The following is an 18685-nucleotide window of genomic DNA, read 5'->3' as shown; positions in this document are numbered from 1 at the left end:
CAATGAAGGAGTTTCCAGCTTATTTGGCATCTTGGGGAGACATCGAGAAGTGGGCAAAGGAAGGAGCTTTTAAGATTCTAGAGGAAGGTTGGAGGCCAGATGTTATAGTAGGGCTCGCACGCGGAGGATGGGTCGCTGCACGTCTCTACTGCGACTACTTGGGCATTAAAGATTTAATAAGCTTAAAAGTAGAGCACTGGGGAGTAACAGCAGCGCCCGACGGGAAAGCAAAGCTTAGGTACGGTTCTAACTACGACCTAAGCGGTAAGAAGGTTCTAATTGTTGATGATATAGCCGACACCGGGGAAAGCTTAACCTTGGCAAAGAACTATGTCGAGGGCCAAAAGCCCGCGGAGGTTAGAGTTGCGACGCTTTTGATGATAAATACATGCAAATTCAGGCCTGAATACTTTAGTGAAGAGATAGACTGGGCCTGGATAATCTTCCCATGGAACTTTGTTGAGGATATGATAAACCTCGTGGGCAACCTCTTTGAGGAGAATGAAAAGCTCACCCCTGAGGAAATAATTGAGCTCCTCAAAAAGCTTCACGGCATAGAGGTTCCAAAGGAGAGGCTTGAAGAGGCTTTAACTCTGGCCGAAAAGAGAGGAATATTTAAAAAAGAGGGGGAGAGCTGGATCAAAATCTGATGGATGTGATAAATTGGATAGAGATGAGATGATAAAGAAGATTAAATCGCACAGCAACTATTCGAAGGAAATTTACAGCATGCATGAAGAAAGCGTCAACAGCGCCTTGGAAAACTATGAGCAGCTCAAAGAAAGCTATTTAAATGAACACTCAAGGGCCAGGATTGTTAGAATTGTGATAAACGAAGACAACGGCCTCCCCTTAGCGTTGGAGTTCAACAAAAAGGACGACTCGTTCAAAGGCTTCAGCATTGCAATAGGAAAGCCATACATAAAGAGCGAAGAGAACGGAAAGGACTAATAGCGTATCTTGGGGTTGTACTCCAAAATTATATCTCCATCTTTAAATACTCTTATTACCCCCGTCTCTGAGATGGTAATTGCTATAGCTTTTGTTATTTTTGTTATTGCAGCTGCAGCTATGTGCCTGCTCCCCAAGCCTCTAGGAATGTCTATTTTAAGCTTTTTAGTATCCACATCCAAATACCTGCCTGCAGCTACCACCCTGCCGGTTTTTGAAATTATAAACGCCCCATCGAGAAAGGAAAACTCCTTCACAACTTCCTTCACATTTTTATCGAGAATATTGAGCTTGTAGCCCTTGAAGGGGTTAGGGATCATTTGATGAGAGTGCTTTAGGACGTTGTTGGTGTCTCCAAAGACGAAGATTGTACCGACGGGCATTCCTTCCCTCCCTTCAGTGCTGAGCTCTATGGCTATTTCCAAAAGCTCTTGAATCACGTTTTGGGTGGTTGAAAAGAATGTTTTAGATAGAATTCCTCCCTTCTTTGCCTCCCTAATTCCAATGAGGTCTGTGGTTACATAAACAAAGCTTTCACCCGTTCCAATTATCTTGTGCTCCATCAAAAAGGCCGAAATTAAATTTAGAACGTTTTCTAACCCAAGTTCCAGAGGAACAGGTATGGAGATATATTTATCATGCATTTCAAAGGTTTTTCCTGTTACGATGATGGGCATATCAACTTCAGGAATTTCTAAAGGCAATCCCGGATTTAGAACAACTAATGCTTTAGCATCAACATCAACGGCCAGCTCAAGTCCCTTTAAGATTAGCTTCTCAAAGTTCTCCCCGTTTGCCATATTTACACCAAGCTATAGTATTTCGGCAATTGTTTATAAACTTTTAGTTTGATGTGCAAAAATATGGGGAGAGCTATCTTTTTAGGACTAATATGCCGTAGACTATGCCTAAAAAAATCGTGGCTATCCCGCTGGGAGGAATGTTCGTATAGTATGCTAAGACTACAGAGGCCACCTCAACCCCAAGTGTTAAGAAAATACTTATTCCAATAATCCTCCTTAAATCGTCGCTTAGCATCAGCGCTATGGCCCCTGGCAGAACGGCTATAACTTGAAGAGTTATTAATCCAACGGTTTTCACGATAAGGGCTCCAATAGAACCCACTATTACATAAAGGAGCATCAAATAAGCTCGGACATTACCACCATAGCTCTCAACACCCGCTGGATCAAAGCTTACGTAGAGGAAGTCCCTATAGAAGAATGCCATTATGAAAAATATTAATGCTCCTCCCAAAACGAGCATTAAGAGGTCGTTCACGGTTATTAAAAACACTTCTCCCGTGAGATAGGAAACTATGCTCTGGGAGAAAGCAAAGTACGGCCTTGTCGCCATTATCTTGTAAAGTATGCCAAAGCTAAGAACCGTAGCGCCGGCAACGAAGCTTGAGATAATCCCCACGGCGGTATCGCTTGTAAAGCCCCTATTCTCAAGCCATGCTATTAAAGTGACCACCGCTATGGTAACCATCAGCGCAACCCAAACCACTATCCCAAGGTTTTCGATTATTAAGCCAAATATCATGCCCAAAACCGCACCAAAGAGGAGGGAGTGAAACGTGGCGTGCGTGAGGAAAGCCAGCCCTTTCATGTTTATCAAAGGACTCAGGAGTCCGAGGAGGACGCTTATCATAACGCTCGCTAAAAGGGCCCTCAACAGGTACTCTGGGATCATTCCCTAGCACCCCCTTTGTGGATGTGCACATCCCCAATTATACAGTAAAGCCTGTTTCCAACCCGTACAGCTTTTGAGAATGGCCCATAAACCTCGCTTATAATCTCATCCCTCAGGACTTCATCAGGAGTACCAAACGCCACCAAACGCCTGTTTAGGAGCATCACTTTGTCTCCAATCTCCGTTAAAGGATTAACGTCGTGAGTGGTAATAATCATGGATATTCCCTTCTCTTGTTTTATCTTTCCCAAAACATTTGCTACTTCCACCCTTGCGGAAGGATCCAAAGCTGATAGCGGTTCATCTAAGAGAAGGAGCCTGGGATTAGATATAAGTGCTCTAGCCAGCAGAACTCTCTGCTTTTGACCCCCGCTGAGCTCGCTAAAGGGTTTATCCTTTACTTGGCTTAATCCTACAAACTCCAAAGCCTCTTCAGCACTTTGACACACTTCTTTTGAGAGCTTAGTGTGTACGAATCCCTTCTTATAAATCCCGCCTATAGCAACGACTTCCAAAGCTTTGAGGGGAACACGCTCATTTAAGCTGTAACTTTGGGGGACATAAGAGATAAGCTCTTTAGCTTCACCAGGAGGCTTGTTAAACACCAAAAGCTCCCCACCGTAATTTTTATGAAAGCCCGCTATTGTCCTGAGCAGTGTCGTTTTTCCTGCACCATTTGGCCCCATGAGCAGTAATGTTTCTTCCTCCTCGAGCTTAAAGGATAGCTCTTCCACTGCTTTTTGGCCATTGTAGTAAATGCTGACATTCTTCGCAATAACTGCTTCCATGCTCTCACCCCGATTTAGGCTCACCTAAAAATCCTACAACTCCAAATTTTTAAAGCTTTTTCTTAGAAGAAAGCAAAAATTAAAACTCGAACTCAACCCCGTTGTCGTCTCCTTCCCAAAGAACAACCTTGTAAAGTCTAGATTCAGCTGGCAGAGCTTCTCTTATGCGTTCAGCTATCCAAAGCGCTATGTTCTCTGTTGTTGGATTATTGAAGAGTCGGTTCAAGTTTTTGTGGTCGAGCTTTTCTATTACTTCCCTCTCAACAATGCGCCTGAGCTCTAGAAAGTCCATGACATAGCCTTCCTTCAGCTCACCTTCAACAAAGACTTCCAAGCGGTATGTGTGTCCATGAATCTCTTCCAAACCCCCATTAATAGCAACGGCATGGGCTGCTTCAAATTTAAACTTCTCCCTGATACGAGCCCGCATAAACTCACCTCACGGCACTATGTGGTGCCTTCTACACCTCGCCTCATACGCCTCCTGACCCCCTACCAATATTATGGGGGAATCCCTCGGCGCCGGCTTTCCATCTATAAGCCTTTGACTTCTTGTGGCTGGAGCACCGCATATAGTGCATATTGCAGTTAGGTAAACTATGTTGTCGGCTCTTACCAAAAGCTCTCTCGTAACCTCAAACGGATCCCCTTTGAAGTCCAAGTTTAAGCCGCTTGCTATAACATAAACACCCTCATCTGCGAGCGTGTTTAAAGCTTCAACAATTGAAATCGGGAAAAACTGGACCTCATCAACGCCAATCACTTCAAAGCCTTCCCTCTTCGTTATCTCATAAATCTGCCTAACACCTTCCTCATCGGTAGGAATAACAAAAGCTTCGTACTTAAGGCCATTGTGTGCCACAACATGGTTTTCGCTGTAGCGGTTGTCTATGGCAGGCTTAAAAAGGGCTGCTTTCCTTTTAGCAAAGATTTGACGCTCAACCCTCTTAATGAGCTCTGTAGTCTTACCCGCAAACATTGGTCCTGTGATAACTTCCAAAAATCCCTCTGGATGCATAGCACCACCAAAATTTAACACTCATCTCTTGCATAAAACTCTATCGTCGTCTCTTCATGCAGAATTTAGTGGAATATTTGGCTGGACGTCAAAGAACAGGGAGTTTTGTTGATTATTCTTCATCGAGCTTCTCAAAAGCGGCCAGCGCTAGGAGGAATAGGGTCGGAAGCAAATAGCGTTCATCTTGAGCAACCCAAACGAGAGGGGCCAGCGCATAAAAAATTGCCAAACTCAACACAGGCGTTAGTCCTCTTTTACCTTTCGCAAAGTGCCATATCAGCAACACTATAGGAACAAACCCGTTTAAAAGAAGTTTTGGGAGGTAGAACTGAGCGTTGCTCACCACTAAAGAAGAGGTTATGCCCTTTGAGGAAGCCTCGCTTATGTATCCCCAAAATCCCCTATGAGTCACAAAAGTTAGCCCAAAGTAGAAAGATAAAGACGCTAAAATGAATAATATACCATACACATCCCTAAATAGAGCCAACGAAATTAGGGGCAGTATTAGGGCTTGGAACCTTACTAAAGCACCGAGCGATGCTGAAGCAGATGCTAGGATAGTGCTTTTGGCAGTTTTATATCTCAAAAAGGCCAGCGACAGGAGTAGAAACGTCAAAAACGTCAGCTCCGTTGAAATCGTATATGTGTACTGTCTGAACAGAGGGATCGTGAGGATTAGTAGGTAAGAAATGAAAGCCAGCTCTTTATTCTTGAAAAACAGGAAGAGTGAGCTCAAGAGAAGAAAGAGCATGAATATTTGGTATAGAATAACGCTCTCAACTGTTGGTGAAAAAACGCGGAAGAAAGCGAGGAAGAGATATGACAGGCCTGGAAAGCCTCTACCTCCTATGATAGTCTCATAATGTCCCAAATAACTCAAAGAAAGCGCTCCGTCGAAATATACAAAGAGAGAATCCCAAGCCAAAACAAAAGCCTCTATGGAGTAGAGCACCCACACGGCCGTAAGTATTAACGCTGCCAAGTAAAACCTTCTGTCATCGAGTGCAACGAAAAAAGCTAGAACTAACACAAGAAGGAGAAGAGAGAATTTTAGAATATCCTCTCCCCCAACGTCCTTGTTTTCTTCGAAAAAGCGCTCTATTAGAGGGAGGTTCTCATCGCTCCCAGTTATGAAGAGCGTTCCATTCATAAGCACTATCGAAGGATAGAGCGTATAAACTTCAGGCAACTCACCAATTTCGCTCCATGTCTCGTTCAAAAGAGCATTATTTTGGACGTTCCCTACCAAAACAAGCCTCTTTTCTTTCCCAGAATATTTGTGAAGCTCATTTTGGATTAACTTTGACCACCTAAGCGCTACGCTCGAATTTCCCTCCACTATCTCCCATTCGCCGCCTTCTTTGATGTACTCCCAAACTGCTTCCTTAGAGGGATAAACTACAATGTTGCTTGGACTTGAAAAGTTGAAAAAGTACTCTAAGACTATCTTAGCCGTCTCAAGCCTGTCTTTTCCCCCATAGCGCTCAAAACTGCCGAACTCAAAATCTTTGGGGACAGCGTATATCCCTCCTACAATAATGAGCTTATCAGGGTTTTGAGACTTTATCTCCTCCAAATACTGCACATCTCGACTTCCCCAAGGGATTAAAACTACAGTTGCGTTTAAATAGCTCGCTAAATAGCGCGCTATAGTCTCATCCTGATATGAGCTTACTACAAGAGTTTTTGCGCTAACTAAAGGTGAGAACGCTATTAGCAGCACCATGATTACTGCGAGCCTTTTCATGAACTAAAGTGAATGAAGAGAGAATAAAAGGCTTGCCCTGAGATTTTTATATTTGAAGCACTTAGTTTAGGTCATGGAGATTAACATTATCAAAACTAAAGCAAAGAGCATATACACCAAAAGCAAAATTCCCGGCGTTGATTACGTGATAAACCAATACGCTGGATGCCAGTTTGCGTGTAAATACTGCTATGCAAAGTTTATCTGCAGATGGAAGCCCTATGGCGAGTGGGGCACGTGGGTAGAGACCAAAGTCAATGCTCCCGAGCTCGCGAGGAGGCGTGTTGAAGGAAGCGTCGTGATGTCGAGCATAAGCGACGCATATCAGCCCATTGAAAGAGAACTAAAGTTAACGAGAAAAGTGCTCCAGTACATGGACAAGCGCAATGAACTGAGCATCCTCACAAAATCGCCGCTTGTCTTGAGAGACATCGACCTTTTAAAGCTCTTCGAGAAAGTGGAGGTAGGACTAACGATAAACAGCTTTGAGGGAAAAGAAAAGGCACTCATCGAGCCCCTAACTCCTTCGCAGAAGCTTAGAGTGGATGTTCTTAAGGAGCTCCATGAAGAAAACATGACGACCTACGCCTTTATAAGCCCCATAATTCCACATTTAACAGATGTTGAAGCGATTGTGAGGGAAACAAAGGATTTCGTGGACTACTACTTCTTTGAGGTGCTCAACCTAAGGGCTGCTGGAGGAGAGTTCCAGAGACTTTTGAAGGAGCACTTTCCCGAGAGCTATGAAACGATGGTGGGTGAAGAAAAGTTCTGGAGCTTTATAAAAGAACTGAAGGACAGCATAAAAAGGTTCAATATTAAAACGGAGGGGATAGAGGTTCACAAGCAAGGGTGGAAAGTTGTAAGAGTTTAGAGCTCATTCTATCCCTTTTGGGAGGATAAGAATTCCTCAAGTGTTGGGAATTCCCTTTTCAGCAGGGAGTATTCTTTGGATTTTAAAGTCTTTTCATTCACAGGAACTAAAATTATCGTGTTATCAAAAACACTGTAGTCTTTAAGCAAAGTTAAAAACTTGAAGATGCTCTCAAACCCATTTTCAATAATTAAATATTCCAGACCATCAATGACTATAAATTTTGGCTTGTTGTCCTTCTTCATAAAATCCACCAGATTTTGTATTAAATATTCCAGCCTGCGTGGATGGACATGGTTATCCCCTTCTACTTTTGTTAACCATAAAATTGGGACTTTTTTGAGTTTCAACTGTTCTCTAAGTACTTCAGGGGGCCTTCTTGAAATTATAACACCAGCTCTACCTTTTAGGAGTTCGTATATCTCCGGGTTGGGAGTTTCGTGGCATCCGCATAGGTAGAGCCCCGAAGGAATATCCTTTTTTGTTGTTCCAGGAAATTCTACGATGCTCGGAATCAGCACGTACCTCTTTGTAAGGGTGCGAATTAGAGAAACCCATGCATAGAGAAATATCAAAGTGAACATGAAGACAACTGCATTGGCGAGAGTGTTCAAAAGCCTTGCAGTATCTTTATTTAGGAGTATTATACCTGCCCTATCTAAATTCAAAGGTAAAAAGAGGAGTTTTGAAATTGCATATAAAGCAAATCCAACCGTAATATAATCATAAAATTTGCCAAGGAGTGGATATTTTTCATGAAATGCCTTTCTGGTCCATAGTGTAAACGCCGCAAGGATGATACGCATAATCGCATTAACTATGGATATTATGACACCAGACCAATCTATCATGGTTTATTCTATATTATTCCTCCATTTTAACTCTTTTGATTGGCTATCAATTTATTCCTACTTCTGACACTTTCAAGTCTTTGTTCCGTCCGGTTAATAGATAAGCCTTATATTCTTTCTTTGCAAAGTATAAAATAGACATGAAGAAAGGAGTAGCTGAACTGCCGCTTCACGGCGGTCATGTCCCACCTTGGCTCGCCCTTAGAATGAGAAAATTAGCGGGGTTAGTTCTAAAGCTCTTAGTTGATGAGTATGGAACGAAGGGAGTTCTCGAGCGCTTAGCCGACCCAGTATGGTTTCAAGCGCTGAACAACCTAATAGGCATGGATTGGGATTCTTCGGGCAGCACGACGGTGACGACGGGAATATTGAAAGATGTTCTCTTAAAGGAAGACTTTGGTGTGAGTGCTGCTGGTGGGAAGGGAGCAAAGAGCAGAGAAACTCCTTATGAGCTGAGAGAGATAAGCAAAAAGTATGAACTTGACGCGGAAAGTTACATAAAAACCTCTAAGCTCGTTGCTAAAGTTGACACCGTGGCTCTTCAAACTGGCTATCAGCTCTATCATCACACGTTTTTTGTTGATAGAGAGGGGAGATGGACGGTTGTGCAGCAGGGGATGAACCCCAACATCAAGATGGCGAGGAGGTATCACTGGTTTTCTGAAAATGTCGAGAGCTTTACGGTAGAGCCGCACAAGGGCATAAGCGGAATTAAGGAGGAGTATGCACTAAACACGGTCTCAAGAGATGCTAAAGAGTATCAAAAGACTCTTTTGGATATTGTCTCCGAAGATGTAAGAAAGATTGAGCGTGAGCTTGAGACGCTTAAAGCCATGACCAAGGGATACAAGCCCCTAATTTACTACAAGCCTTACGATAAAAGGGAGGTTACTCTTTTCCGCAGGTATGAGAGCTTGGGCAAAGCGGAGCTAAACAAGAGGGCTTTAACCCTCGCTCGGGAGCTTTCGGTTTCAAACTATGATGAGCTCCTCTTAATCCAAGGGCTCGGCCCGAGCACTTTGAGGGCTCTCTCACTTGTCTTGGAGCTTGTCTACGACGTCCACCCCTCGTGGAAAGACCCGGTAACGCATCCGCCAGACCCCTTTAAGTTCACCTACGCCGTTGGCGGCAAGGACGGCGTGCCCTTCCCTGTAGAACGGGCTACGTATGATGAACTAATCTCTTTCATGGAGACGCTCGTGGAGAAGAACAAAAACGAAAAAGTCTTGGTTAGACAGGTTACTAAGATAAGCAGAGGATGGAAGTTTCCAAAGGAGGAGAAGAAGGCGACTTAACAACCTTTTCTGGGGAAAAGTTGATCAAGCTTCTCCCGATATTATGCAAGAAGAGTTTGTTCACTACCTCAACAAACGAATAAGCAAAGAGGTATAGACGCTGCAATTTCTCCATTCAGGAGCATAAGAACATCAATCCGCTCCCAACTGGAGAAAAACATGATTAGTGAACAATTTGTCTCAAACCTTTTGAATCTCCTAACAGAAAGACCAGACAGAATTGACGTCAGATTACCGAGTGATAAGGAAGTGAGGCAAGCCTTAGCCAAAGTCAAGCGAGATGAAATGTTAATTGTCAGCTTACTTTGTCTCTTCAGTAGCATAAGAATAAAAGAAGCTATCAAGTTGTTAATGAGTTTGATAAGGCCAAGCTTCACATAGATGGCAACATATCCTACTACAAGCGTGGTTAGAGGAGAGGAGGAAAAAATCCATTACTATGTCTTCATGCCAGTGGAAAGAGCGTCGTTAGAGTCAGATTAAGCCTATCCACTGCGCTACTATGTAGATGACCGCTACTACTATCCCTCCAACTAGAAGAGCTGCCGTTGCGGTAATAATTCCGACAACTTTGTTCATGCCCGCTCACCTCCCCAATATGCATTTATGTTTCTACGGGTAAATATACCTATCTGTCACCTATATGGCACCGATTCATCCATACTGTCCTAGGTTTGTGTCTATGGTAAGTCATAACCAATACAACCAGCTTTTTCACCAAAAAACTATAAGATCTACACGTTGCTCTTTTGTATCTCTTATCTTTCTCACCTCATTCCAGCTTTAATTCTACTCCTTTCTTGTTTGCTTTGGTGATGAGATAATTGATTATTGCACAGGAAGTTACAAGAACAAACTTAGCTTCTTCAAATTCAGGCATTTTCTCTCCTTCTGGGTCTGAGTGCCTAGCAACTGTATTTGTGTATCTCCACAATTGTCCAATAGCCTTAGCAAAATGCTCATCAAGTTCTAAGACTTGCTGTACTTTGGGCATAAGTTCTCCTAGTGTTCCATGTCTATGTGTAATTAGTTTCGCTACTCCTTCAACAGCCCTAATAGACGCCACAACCGAGTCTTTGTAGTTTGGATGTTCTCTATCAGATAAGTGCTTTAGAGCTGAAAACAAGTCATCATAGACGCCCTTCCAAGGTTTTACATTTTCAAAAGCAGTTTCAATTTCTGAAATTTCAGTTTTCTCAAAGATAGGCACAATCATGCCATTAATGAATCTGTATCCTGCATTTTCTTCCTCTAATACACGGTTACAACACTCCATGAATTCTCTGTTTCTTTCTTGGTCAGGCCAATTGTTAACAACGAATTCTAGAAAATCATAGACTTCATACCATTCACAGCCAAAGAAATAATTCTCTAGCATTTCATATAATTCTTTCCAATCCTCTGTCCAGTCTTCTCTTAATTTGTTTAAGGGAAGTCGGAAGTAGCTGTCCCATAGTTCATGGATAAATTTTCCAATTTTGCGATATTCCCTGAGAGGACGTTCTAATCGGTTACTCTCCTCTTTACTTGGTTGAGTTCTTTTAGCAAGGTATGGAAAATATCCCCAATCTCGTCTGTATTTTCTAGTTTTCCAATCTGTCAAACTTTCCTTCTTAATGTACTTCCAATAGTATCTTTCGAGACAATTCCATAGTCGGGTTCGTAGATTTTTATTAATGTATCCTACCTGTAACTCTTTCTCTATAATTCCTTCTCTCTCAGAGAATAGTGTAGGCATGGTTCTACCTCCACTCTTTTTATCTTTCAAAGAAGATTTAAGACTTTCCTCCGCTTTGGCAAAAGATATATATCTGAGTTAATATCATTTACTATTGTTTGTAGTATAATCGCCATAGGGGTTATAGGCTCTATAGTTGGAGGTACTGACAATGGGGGTTGAGAGCGAGCGGAAAACCACAATCTGGGTGAGTGTGGAGTTGAAGGAGGAGTTGCGAAAGATTGCAGTTTTTAGAGTGGTTATGTTTTAAAAAAGTTGTTTTGGAAGGGGGTTCATCTTCTGGTGGGCCCGCGGGGATTCGAACCCCGGACCTCCACCTCGTAAGGGTGGCGTCATAACCATCTAGACCACGGGCCCGCCCAAAACGCCAACCTTCTCTTTTCAAGTTTCCTTTTATAAAGTTTTCGTGCTAGTGCTCCTTCTCAAGCATTTGAATTATATACTTCGCGTACCACTCTGGCCAGTCCTCATCTCTATGCCCAAGCTTTTTCTCATAGGAAGCATGTGCCTTCTCCGCTTCCCGAAGGAGCTTTGCGAGCTTTTCCACCGTAAGCTCATAGCACATAAGACCACCAAAATAAATCGCTTTAAAAGTAGAAAAAGGTTGTGGAAAATCTGATGGCCTAAACTTCATCTAAAATCTCCTTGGGAGCGTCAGCGAACTCTACCAAGTATTCAGCCTCAACTATGTGGAGCTTTCCTGGAACAATCATTATATGTGGCTGCTTTCCAAAGTCCTCTTTAATCATATCCTTAACGTAGCCCGCTTTAAGCGTTGGGCTCAGTGAACCCGCTCTAGCCAGAACCACCACTAGAGTGTCCTGTGTGAAGACGTTTTGTTTCTTCATCTCCTCCACTTGAAGGAGGATTTCCATGGCCTCGTTTGCCGTCATGTATCTCCCTTGGTCAGCTTTTATGTCGAGGAATAAAAGCGTGTGTAAGTTATGCTCCTTGTTTTCTCTTATCACATCGTAGTGGCTCGTTGGGAACCAGTTCTTTTCAGGGTAAGCAACTGTAGCGCTCTTTCCAAACTTATATATGTGGAGGCCGGTTACGGCTATGGCTGAATAAATTGAGGGTGCGTGAATAATGTAGCTCTCAATCCCCATCTGCTTTGCCCTTATCCTCAAATCCGAGTGAGTCGTGGCAACCATTGGGTCTCCAGCTGTTAAAAATGCAACATCCTTGTCTTTGGCTTCTTTTAGAACTATGCGCTCGAAGTTAAGCTCAACATCTTCTCTGTTTAAAAGCGTTATTGGCTTTCCCAGCTGCTCTTGAATTTTTTCGATCGTTGTCCCTGCCAGCAGAGAAGTGTAGAACTCAGCAAAGACCAAATCACACTTCCTCGCTATCTCAAGACCTTTGAGAGTTATATCCTTCTCATCGTACAATCCCAAGCCAATGAAGTATATTGCCATCTCAACCACCTATGCTTTGGTCCAATACTCTTTTTCTTCAATCATTGCTCTGATCATTTCATCCTCATTTTTATACATAGTCCTCCTCGAGGGGTTTTGCATGCCATAGTACTCCATAAATGGACTTGGGCGACGCTTGAAGGGGTAATAGAGGTAAATTGCCACTAGGTTCCTATGGGCCTCTGCCATCTCACTTATAACCCCTGCAGAGACCTCTTTGGTGTAGTGATAAACCGCTATCGCCTTGCTAACTCTAACAAGGTTGAAGTCTCTATCAACGAGCTGTCTCCTCAGTATATCCGTTGCCTGCTCTATGTCTTCCCTATCAAGCTCCTCAACTGCATGCCCATCGAATATCTCTGTTATTTTGATTTTCCTTACGTTGGGGTCTTTTTCCACTTGGCTGTCATATTCGGCAACGACCCACCAATCATCCAGCGCACCGGGGTCAAGGACTGTGAAGTGCTCGCTCAGCTTAGCATAGAAGCCCCTAACCCTTTGGTAGTACTCCTCCTCGTGGCCTGTCATTGGATAGCTCAGATAAATGAGTGGCTTCTCCTTTTCGCGGAAGATTAAATCGAGAAACGTTTCGTATGGGTGTCTTATGCCGAACTGCAGAACGTAGCGAACCTCTATGCCTTCCTTCTTAAGCTCGTGAACGAGCGTTTTCACATGATTTATTGCATCTTCACGCCACATCACAAGGGTAGTCAGCTTTATATTGTCCTTGTCGTTTCCAAAGCGCTCGAACCACTCCGGGTCGCTTATTATTCTTCTCCTAACGCTCAATATGTCGTCGAGGACTATTATAACGCGGTTGGGCTTTAAAAGCTTTAAATTGCTTAAAGTGAAGCCCAAAACGCTCCCGCTCCCCCATCTAAAGAGCGCTGGCGTAGAAACAAGGTGGACTTTTTTGTCGCTTTCATCAATCTCTTTTCTTATTCTTTCAAAGGATTCATCCCGTATATCATTCATGAGCTCTGGATGGTTGAGCGCAAAGTCAAGAACGTTTTTGCGCGTGATTTTGTATCCTCTCTCCTTTGCGACACACTTTATGTAATCAAAAACGTGATAGTAGGCGTAGCTCTCGCCTTGAGCGATTTTTAATGCTTCCTCAATGTACTCGTCTCTCCCGTTAAGCGGTGCACCGGTTAAAAGTACTACCTCTTTCATTTTCATCCCCTCAAGATATTGGTGGAAGTGTTCTTTAACTTTTTCCAAATACCCAAAGTCGTGGAGTTAGCTTTTTAAATGCCAAAGCCTACGCCCTCTTGTCATGAGGATACATATCGAAACCTACGGATGCACGAGGAATAAGGCAGATGCGGAGATTATGGAAGCCCTCTTGCTTAACGCGGGCTATGAAATTAGTGATTTGGATAGTGCGGACTATGTAATCGTTAATACCTGCGCCGTCAAAGATCCTACGGAGCATCACATGAGCAGAAGGATTAAAGAGCTCTTAGATGGCGGAAAGAGAGTTATCGTTACAGGCTGTTTGCCCCACATTAACCCTAAAGTTATCGATGAGAGAGTTTCCGCAATTTTGGGGGTTAAGAGCATAGATAGAATAGGGGATGCAATTAGACTTGCGGAAGAGGGAGAAAAGCTGATTTCCATAGAACAGAGGAGCGTAGATAAGCTCGAGCTCCCCAGAATTTGGAAAAGCAGTGTTGCATTTGTAGTTCCTATCAGCGAAGGCTGCTTAAACGCGTGCACCTACTGTGGAACGCGCTTTGCGAGAGGTGTTTTGAAGAGCTATGCCCCGGAAAAGGTGGTTAAGTGGGTTAAGGAAGCTTTAGCTAGAGGCTATAAAGAAATCCAGCTAAGCTCAGAGGATACCGGATGCTACGGCTTTGATATAGGAACCAACTTAGCGGAGCTTTTAGATGAAATTACTGCCATTGAGGGCGAGTTTAGGGTCAGGGTAGGCATGATGAACCCAAACCATGTAATAAAGTTCCTCGATGAGCTAGTGGATGTATATAAAGACGAAAAAATCTACAAGTTCCTCCACCTCCCTGTGCAGAGCGGAGATAATGAAATTTTGAGGCTCATGGCGAGGACGTACACCGTTGAGGAGTTTGAAGAGATAGTTGGAGCATTTAGGAGGAAAATCCCGGGGCTTAACTTAAACACCGACATTATAGTCGGCTTCCCCGGTGAGACGGAGGAGGCTTTTCAAAATACCGTTGCTCTCATTGAGAGGGTTAGGCCAGACAAGATAAACGTCTCACGCTTCTCACCGAGGCCCGGAACTTTAGCGGCTAAGATGAAAAATCAGGTGGTTGGGTGGAGGGCTAAAGAGCGCTCTCGCTATTTGCACCGCCTGCGTTTGAGCATAAGCTATGAAATTAACAAAAAGCTCGTTGGACGAGAATTGGAAGTCCTAACGCACGGCCAAGGACAAAAAGGCGGAATTGAAGGAAGGACTATGAACTACAAAGACATAATCCTTCCAGGGGCACCAGTGGGCGAGTTCGTTAAAGTGAAGGTCACAAAGGCAACGGCGACCTATTTGATGGGCGAGCTCGTGGAATAAACCGATAATCTTTTTTTATTTTCCAATTTCTCATACACCGAAAGCCTTATATAGATGTAAAGGAACCTTTACGTAAAGGAAACTTTACATGGTGATAAATGTGGAAAGATGGAAGCTTGCAAGATATGCGATACCTGTGGGAACCACCCTCATGTTGATGGTGGCTCTTAGGGTGGGAAGTATTGCCCTCGCTTTGGGTGTTCTGGCCATGGCGATGGCTCTCTCCTACGCCTATGTGGAATGGCTGAAACGGCGCGGAGAGGTTCTTCAGGATGAGAGGACACTTAGGATAGAAGAAATGGCCTCGCGCAGGACTCTTCAGATGCTCATCCTTGTGCTGGCCTTTACCGTCGTTTTCCTTGCAATCCTCTCCCAGGACAGGCAGGGGTTGAAGAGCGCCTATTACCTCTCCATAGTTCTAATGGTCATAACTTCCATCATCAAACTCTCGCTGAGGCACTACTACTCAAAGGTGATGTGAGATGAAGTACGAACACTTGCTGGGAATTCTCGTTACGGGCATGATAATCGGACTGGCTTACTCAACGAAGTCCGGGAGGGCTCTTTTAGCTGTAGGGATCTTTGTAGCAGGCTTTTTGCTTAGCTATTTGCTCACGTGGTACTACAACTCGAAGGTTGAGAGGGTTGAGGACGAGAGGACAGAGCTCATAAGCGCGAAGAGCGCGAGGAACGGCTACGCGGTGATGAGCTTTTTCCTCTTTGCCGAATACCTCTGGGAGTACAGCAGGGGAAACGTCGAGGTGGCAACGAAGCTTATAATTCCCCTAGCTCTTGGAGCGGCAATACTCCTAATCTCCCATTATTACTACGACAGGGTGATGTGAGTGAAGAACCGTCTGAGGGAGCTTAGGGAGTGGAAGGGGCTTACGCAGGAGGACTTAGCCAGAGCCTTGGGCGTTACAAGGCAGACGATCATAGCTATAGAAAAAGGTAAGTACAATCCTTCACTCGAGCTGGCCTTCAAGATGGCGAGGTTTTTTAACGTTAAGATTGAAGACATATTCATCTACGAAGGTGAATGAAATGCTAAAGTTCCTCCTCATAGTTTTTGCCCTCTCATGGCCTCTCCAGTTCTTGGGCTATCCTCATGCCTCGATGCTTGCCGTAGCTCTGGGAACACTCATCACGGTGCATATTGAGGGAGATTTTTATCCCAGCTTCACTTATAATGGAAAACGCTATGTGTTAATGGTCGTAGGATTCATTATAGTAGTTTATGCCCCTGCGTTTTGGGCTTCGAGCGCTTTTAGAGTGTTTTTGTCCAGCAGAGGAGTTTTGAGCCTTTTGAGCACTGTGGTTCTTCAAGTTTTGCTATATCTGGTTTATGCATATGGTGAGGAGATTGGGTGGAGGGGATACATGTTCCCTAAGCTTCTTGAACAGTATGAGCCATCAAAGGCTCTTCTAATTCACAATGCAATATGGGCAGTTTGGCACATCCCAATATTGCTCGCTTTAAGTCCGGGGAAGCTAGAGCCCACTGTTGATTTTTTAGGAACTTTTGTTCATGCTTCTCTTTTTGCATATTTCTATTATAAAGGGGGCCTCGCGGTTTCAATACTTTACCACGCTCTTTGGAATGGCTTTAGAGACATTTTAATCACAGCGGGCGGAATCAGTGAAATTTACATCTCTGCCGCTGTTGTACTCTTTGTCGGTTTGTACTTAACATTGACCCCTCAAATTTGGCTTGGAGGTGAAAATTTTGCCAGCAGTTAAAGTTAAAGATCTTGAGAAAGATTATGGAAAAGTTAAAGCATTAAAAGGAATTAGTTTTGAAGTTAAGGAAGGGGAGATTTTTGGTCTCATTGGGCCCAATGGGGCTGGAAAAAGCACTACTTTAAAAATTCTCGCTACATTGTTAACACCAACTGGAGGAAGCGCAGAAGTCTTTGGAAAGGATGTTGTCAGAGATGCCGATGATGTGAGAAAGCTTATAAGCTACCTGCCGGAGGAGGCAGGCGCCTATAAAAACCTCACGGGGATGGAATACCTCGAGTTTATGGCCAAGCTTTATGCTAAAACGGGCAAAAGCGTTGAGGAGATGCTCAAGCTCGGTGTCGAGATAAGCGGCTTAGGGGATAGACTTAGGGATAAAGTCTCGACTTATTCGAAGGGTATGACACGTAAGCTCCTCCTGGCGAGGGCTTTGATGGTGAGACCTAAGCTGGCAATTTTAGATGAGCCCGCTTCCGGACTGGATATCGTGAATGCCTATACAATTAGGAAGACCATAAAGGACTTCGCAAGGAGAGAGGGAGTTACATTCTTAGTTTCGAGCCACAACATGCTTGAAGTCGAGTATCTCTGCGACAGAGTGGCTTTAATTAACAAAGGGGTTATTGTGGAAACTGGAGCTCCAAGAGAACTCAAGGAAAAATACGATGTGGAAAATCTCGAAGAGGTTTTTATGACAGTAGTTGGTGCAAAGATAAGCGAGCCGGTTGGAGGTGGCTATTAATGAGCGACTTTTGGATAATTGTGATGAAAGAACTTAAACACATGCTCAGGGACAAAGGACTTCTCTTTGGAATAATCATTGTACCTTTAATACTCTACCCAGCGTTGGGTCAATTGATGCAAATAGGTATAGAGCAGGCCCAAGAAGAGACGAAAGTCGTTCTTGTGAACTTTGACACCGGCGAATACGGGAGTTATCTCATAAAAGCCCTTGAAGTGGCTCCAAACGTCACTGTGACACAGATAGAGGCTAAAGACTTAAACGACGCAATAGAAAAGGCAAAGGAAAAAGACTATAACGTTGTCGTGGTTATACCGAAAGACTTTTCTCAGCGCATTGAAATGAATGAAAAAACAAATGTGGAAATTTATGCTATTTTTAAGGGTGTGAGTGCTGGAATGAGGGAAAGCGTAAGCGAAGGACGCATAAATGCCGTTGTAAGCGTTTTAAACGAATATCTGGCAAAGCTCAAAATTAAGGACAGGGTGGAAGGGGATCCTGATGCGATTCTCCATCCAATAGATGCCCAAAGCTACTCCATCATAAAGGACAGGATTGTGGAGGTTCCGCCTTCTGTAGTTTCAAGTATAATAGCAGCGCAGGCTTTCTCAATACCTCTCATAATATTTCTAATGGTTATCATCATTGCTCAAATGGCCGCTGGAACGATGGCCATGGAAAAGGAGAACAAGACGCTCGAAACGCTCTTAACGCTCCCAGTCAAGAGGATAACTATCGTAGCAGGAAAAATAACTGGAACCGCAATTATGGGACTAATAGCGTCAATAACCTACATGATCGGTATGCGCTATTATATGGGCTCGCTCATACCACAAGATGCTGGCTCAGGTATTTCCTTTGAAGAACTTGGGCTTGCAATTACCCCTAAAGGAGCCTTGTTATTTGCATTAACAATGTTTTTAGCTATAGCATTTGCTCTAAGTTTGGCGATGCTGTTGGCAATCTTCGCAGAAGATGTTCAAAGTGCCAACACTGTGGTGAGCGCGGGAATAATGCCCTTGGCCTTTCCAACCTTTGTGCTAATGTTCACAGACATTGAAACCCTTCCAACAGCTCTCAGATACATCCTCATGGCACTTCCCTTTAGTCATCCAATTTTAGCTTTTAGGGCAATGCTCATGGGCCAGTACTCCAGAATGTATGCGAGTGTTGCATACCTAGCTATACTTGCACTAACAACTCTCTACATAACCGCAAAGTTCTTCACAACGGAGAAAATCCTCACAGCAAAAGTGAGGTTTGGAAGGAGAAAGAAAGCTCCTTAA

Annotated in this window: 22 protein-coding genes and 1 tRNA gene; 11 read left to right on the top strand and 12 right to left on the bottom strand. The window is 43.7% G+C overall.

The genetic code is table 11. The features are described from left to right. The first annotated feature begins 2 nt into the window (after positions 1 to 2). Positions 3 to 650: a phosphoribosyltransferase gene (locus PAP_RS06620; RefSeq protein WP_048165262.1), complete on the top strand. Its 648-nt coding sequence runs from the start codon at positions 3 to 5 to the stop codon at positions 648 to 650. 28 nt (positions 651 to 678) lie between these two features. After that, positions 679 to 951, top strand: a complete 273-nt coding sequence (locus tag PAP_RS06615; RefSeq protein WP_394296790.1) for a hypothetical protein — start codon at positions 679 to 681, stop codon at positions 949 to 951. Here the strand turns inward: PAP_RS06615 and PAP_RS06610 are convergent. From PAP_RS06610 to PAP_RS06585, 6 genes are all read right to left on the bottom strand, one after another. Next, the gene (locus tag PAP_RS06610) at positions 948 to 1751 is read right to left on the bottom strand and encodes a DNA integrity scanning protein DisA nucleotide-binding domain protein (protein ID WP_048165260.1); all 804 of its coding nucleotides are present in this window, start codon (positions 1749 to 1751) and stop codon (positions 948 to 950) included. The two genes, PAP_RS06615 and PAP_RS06610, sit on opposite strands and share 4 nt — an antisense overlap. A gap of 73 nt (positions 1752 to 1824) precedes the next feature. Beyond that, a complete protein-coding gene (locus tag PAP_RS06605) occupies positions 1825 to 2646 on the bottom strand; it encodes a metal ABC transporter permease (RefSeq protein ID WP_048165259.1) in 822 nt (273 codons plus the stop codon). Further along, positions 2643 to 3434, bottom strand: coding sequence for a metal ABC transporter ATP-binding protein (locus PAP_RS06600; RefSeq protein ID WP_048165258.1), 792 nt, complete (start codon positions 3432 to 3434; stop codon positions 2643 to 2645). The genes PAP_RS06605 and PAP_RS06600 overlap by 4 nt, the downstream gene beginning before the upstream one ends. Positions 3435 to 3513: 79 nt before the next feature. Further along, complete coding sequence (locus PAP_RS06595; RefSeq protein WP_048165257.1) at positions 3514 to 3864, bottom strand: 6-pyruvoyl trahydropterin synthase family protein; 351 nt, start codon at positions 3862 to 3864, stop codon at positions 3514 to 3516. 9 nt (positions 3865 to 3873) lie between these two features. Further along, positions 3874 to 4452 (bottom strand): thymidine kinase, encoded by a 579-nt coding sequence (locus PAP_RS06590; protein WP_048165256.1) that lies wholly within the window; start codon positions 4450 to 4452, stop codon positions 3874 to 3876. Between the two features lie 112 nt (positions 4453 to 4564). Beyond that, positions 4565 to 6199 carry a cell wall-binding repeat-containing protein gene (locus PAP_RS06585; RefSeq protein WP_048165255.1) on the bottom strand — a complete coding sequence of 545 codons (1635 nt, stop codon included), beginning with the start codon at positions 6197 to 6199 and terminating at the stop codon, positions 4565 to 4567. Between the two features lie 73 nt (positions 6200 to 6272). Between PAP_RS06585 and PAP_RS06580 the strand changes: the two genes are divergently transcribed. Beyond that, positions 6273 to 7073 (top strand): SPL family radical SAM protein, encoded by an 801-nt coding sequence (locus PAP_RS06580; RefSeq protein ID WP_201769524.1) that lies wholly within the window; start codon positions 6273 to 6275, stop codon positions 7071 to 7073. An 8-nt stretch (positions 7074 to 7081) separates the two neighbouring features. Here PAP_RS06580 and PAP_RS10105 read toward each other — a convergent pair whose 3' ends face one another. Continuing rightward, a complete protein-coding gene (locus PAP_RS10105) occupies positions 7082 to 7924 on the bottom strand; it encodes a DUF835 domain-containing protein (protein WP_052649100.1) in 843 nt (280 codons plus the stop codon). 140 nt (positions 7925 to 8064) lie between these two features. Here PAP_RS10105 and PAP_RS06570 point away from each other — a divergent pair, with 140 nt between their 5' ends. Then, on the top strand, positions 8065 to 9219 hold the full coding sequence (locus PAP_RS06570) for a DUF763 domain-containing protein (RefSeq protein ID WP_048165254.1): 1155 nt from the start codon (positions 8065 to 8067) through the stop codon (positions 9217 to 9219). A gap of 772 nt (positions 9220 to 9991) precedes the next feature. On the opposite strand, the gene PAP_RS06560 is transcribed toward PAP_RS06570, so the two are convergent. The 5 genes from PAP_RS06560 to PAP_RS06540 form a co-directional block, all read right to left on the bottom strand. Continuing rightward, complete coding sequence (locus tag PAP_RS06560) at positions 9992 to 10987, bottom strand: AbiJ-NTD4 domain-containing protein (protein ID WP_144368001.1); 996 nt, start codon at positions 10985 to 10987, stop codon at positions 9992 to 9994. 250 nt (positions 10988 to 11237) lie between these two features. Next, positions 11238 to 11314 (bottom strand) — tRNA-Val (locus PAP_RS06555). A 52-nt stretch (positions 11315 to 11366) separates the two neighbouring features. Then, on the bottom strand, positions 11367 to 11522 hold the full coding sequence (locus PAP_RS10265) for a hypothetical protein (RefSeq protein ID WP_158442501.1): 156 nt from the start codon (positions 11520 to 11522) through the stop codon (positions 11367 to 11369). A 58-nt stretch (positions 11523 to 11580) separates the two neighbouring features. Then, on the bottom strand, positions 11581 to 12375 hold the full coding sequence (gene dph5 / locus PAP_RS06545; protein ID WP_048165250.1) for a diphthine synthase: 795 nt from the start codon (positions 12373 to 12375) through the stop codon (positions 11581 to 11583). Between the two features lie 9 nt (positions 12376 to 12384). Beyond that, positions 12385 to 13548 carry a hypothetical protein gene (locus PAP_RS06540; RefSeq protein WP_048165249.1) on the bottom strand — a complete coding sequence of 388 codons (1164 nt, stop codon included), beginning with the start codon at positions 13546 to 13548 and terminating at the stop codon, positions 12385 to 12387. A gap of 103 nt (positions 13549 to 13651) precedes the next feature. Here PAP_RS06540 and PAP_RS06535 point away from each other — a divergent pair, with 103 nt between their 5' ends. The 7 genes from PAP_RS06535 (at position 13652) to PAP_RS06505 (ending at position 18685) form a co-directional block, all read left to right on the top strand. Continuing rightward, entirely contained in the window at positions 13652 to 14917 is a 1266-nt protein-coding gene (locus tag PAP_RS06535) for a tRNA (N(6)-L-threonylcarbamoyladenosine(37)-C(2))-methylthiotransferase (protein WP_048165248.1), read from the top strand. A gap of 100 nt (positions 14918 to 15017) precedes the next feature. Continuing rightward, positions 15018 to 15398 carry a DUF2178 domain-containing protein gene (locus PAP_RS06530; RefSeq protein WP_052649098.1) on the top strand — a complete coding sequence of 127 codons (381 nt, stop codon included), beginning with the start codon at positions 15018 to 15020 and terminating at the stop codon, positions 15396 to 15398. A 1-nt stretch (position 15399) separates the two neighbouring features. After that, the gene (locus PAP_RS06525; RefSeq protein WP_048165247.1) at positions 15400 to 15762 is read left to right on the top strand and encodes a DUF2178 domain-containing protein; all 363 of its coding nucleotides are present in this window, start codon (positions 15400 to 15402) and stop codon (positions 15760 to 15762) included. Then, positions 15763 to 15960 carry a helix-turn-helix transcriptional regulator gene (locus PAP_RS06520; protein WP_048165246.1) on the top strand — a complete coding sequence of 66 codons (198 nt, stop codon included), beginning with the start codon at positions 15763 to 15765 and terminating at the stop codon, positions 15958 to 15960. Between the two features lies 1 nt (position 15961). Beyond that, a complete protein-coding gene (locus tag PAP_RS06515) occupies positions 15962 to 16657 on the top strand; it encodes a CPBP family intramembrane glutamic endopeptidase (RefSeq protein WP_048165245.1) in 696 nt (231 codons plus the stop codon). Then, positions 16644 to 17399, top strand: a complete 756-nt coding sequence (locus PAP_RS06510; protein WP_048165244.1) for an ABC transporter ATP-binding protein — start codon at positions 16644 to 16646, stop codon at positions 17397 to 17399. Before PAP_RS06515 ends, PAP_RS06510 begins: the two co-directional genes overlap by 14 nt. Next, positions 17399 to 18685, top strand: coding sequence for an ABC transporter permease (locus tag PAP_RS06505; protein WP_048165243.1), 1287 nt, complete (start codon positions 17399 to 17401; stop codon positions 18683 to 18685). Before PAP_RS06510 ends, PAP_RS06505 begins: the two co-directional genes overlap by 1 nt.

The sequence above is a fragment of the Palaeococcus pacificus DY20341 genome (assembly GCF_000725425.1).
Classification (GTDB): domain Archaea; phylum Methanobacteriota_B; class Thermococci; order Thermococcales; family Thermococcaceae; genus Palaeococcus; species Palaeococcus pacificus.
This window is presented reverse-complemented; position numbering and strand designations above follow the sequence as displayed.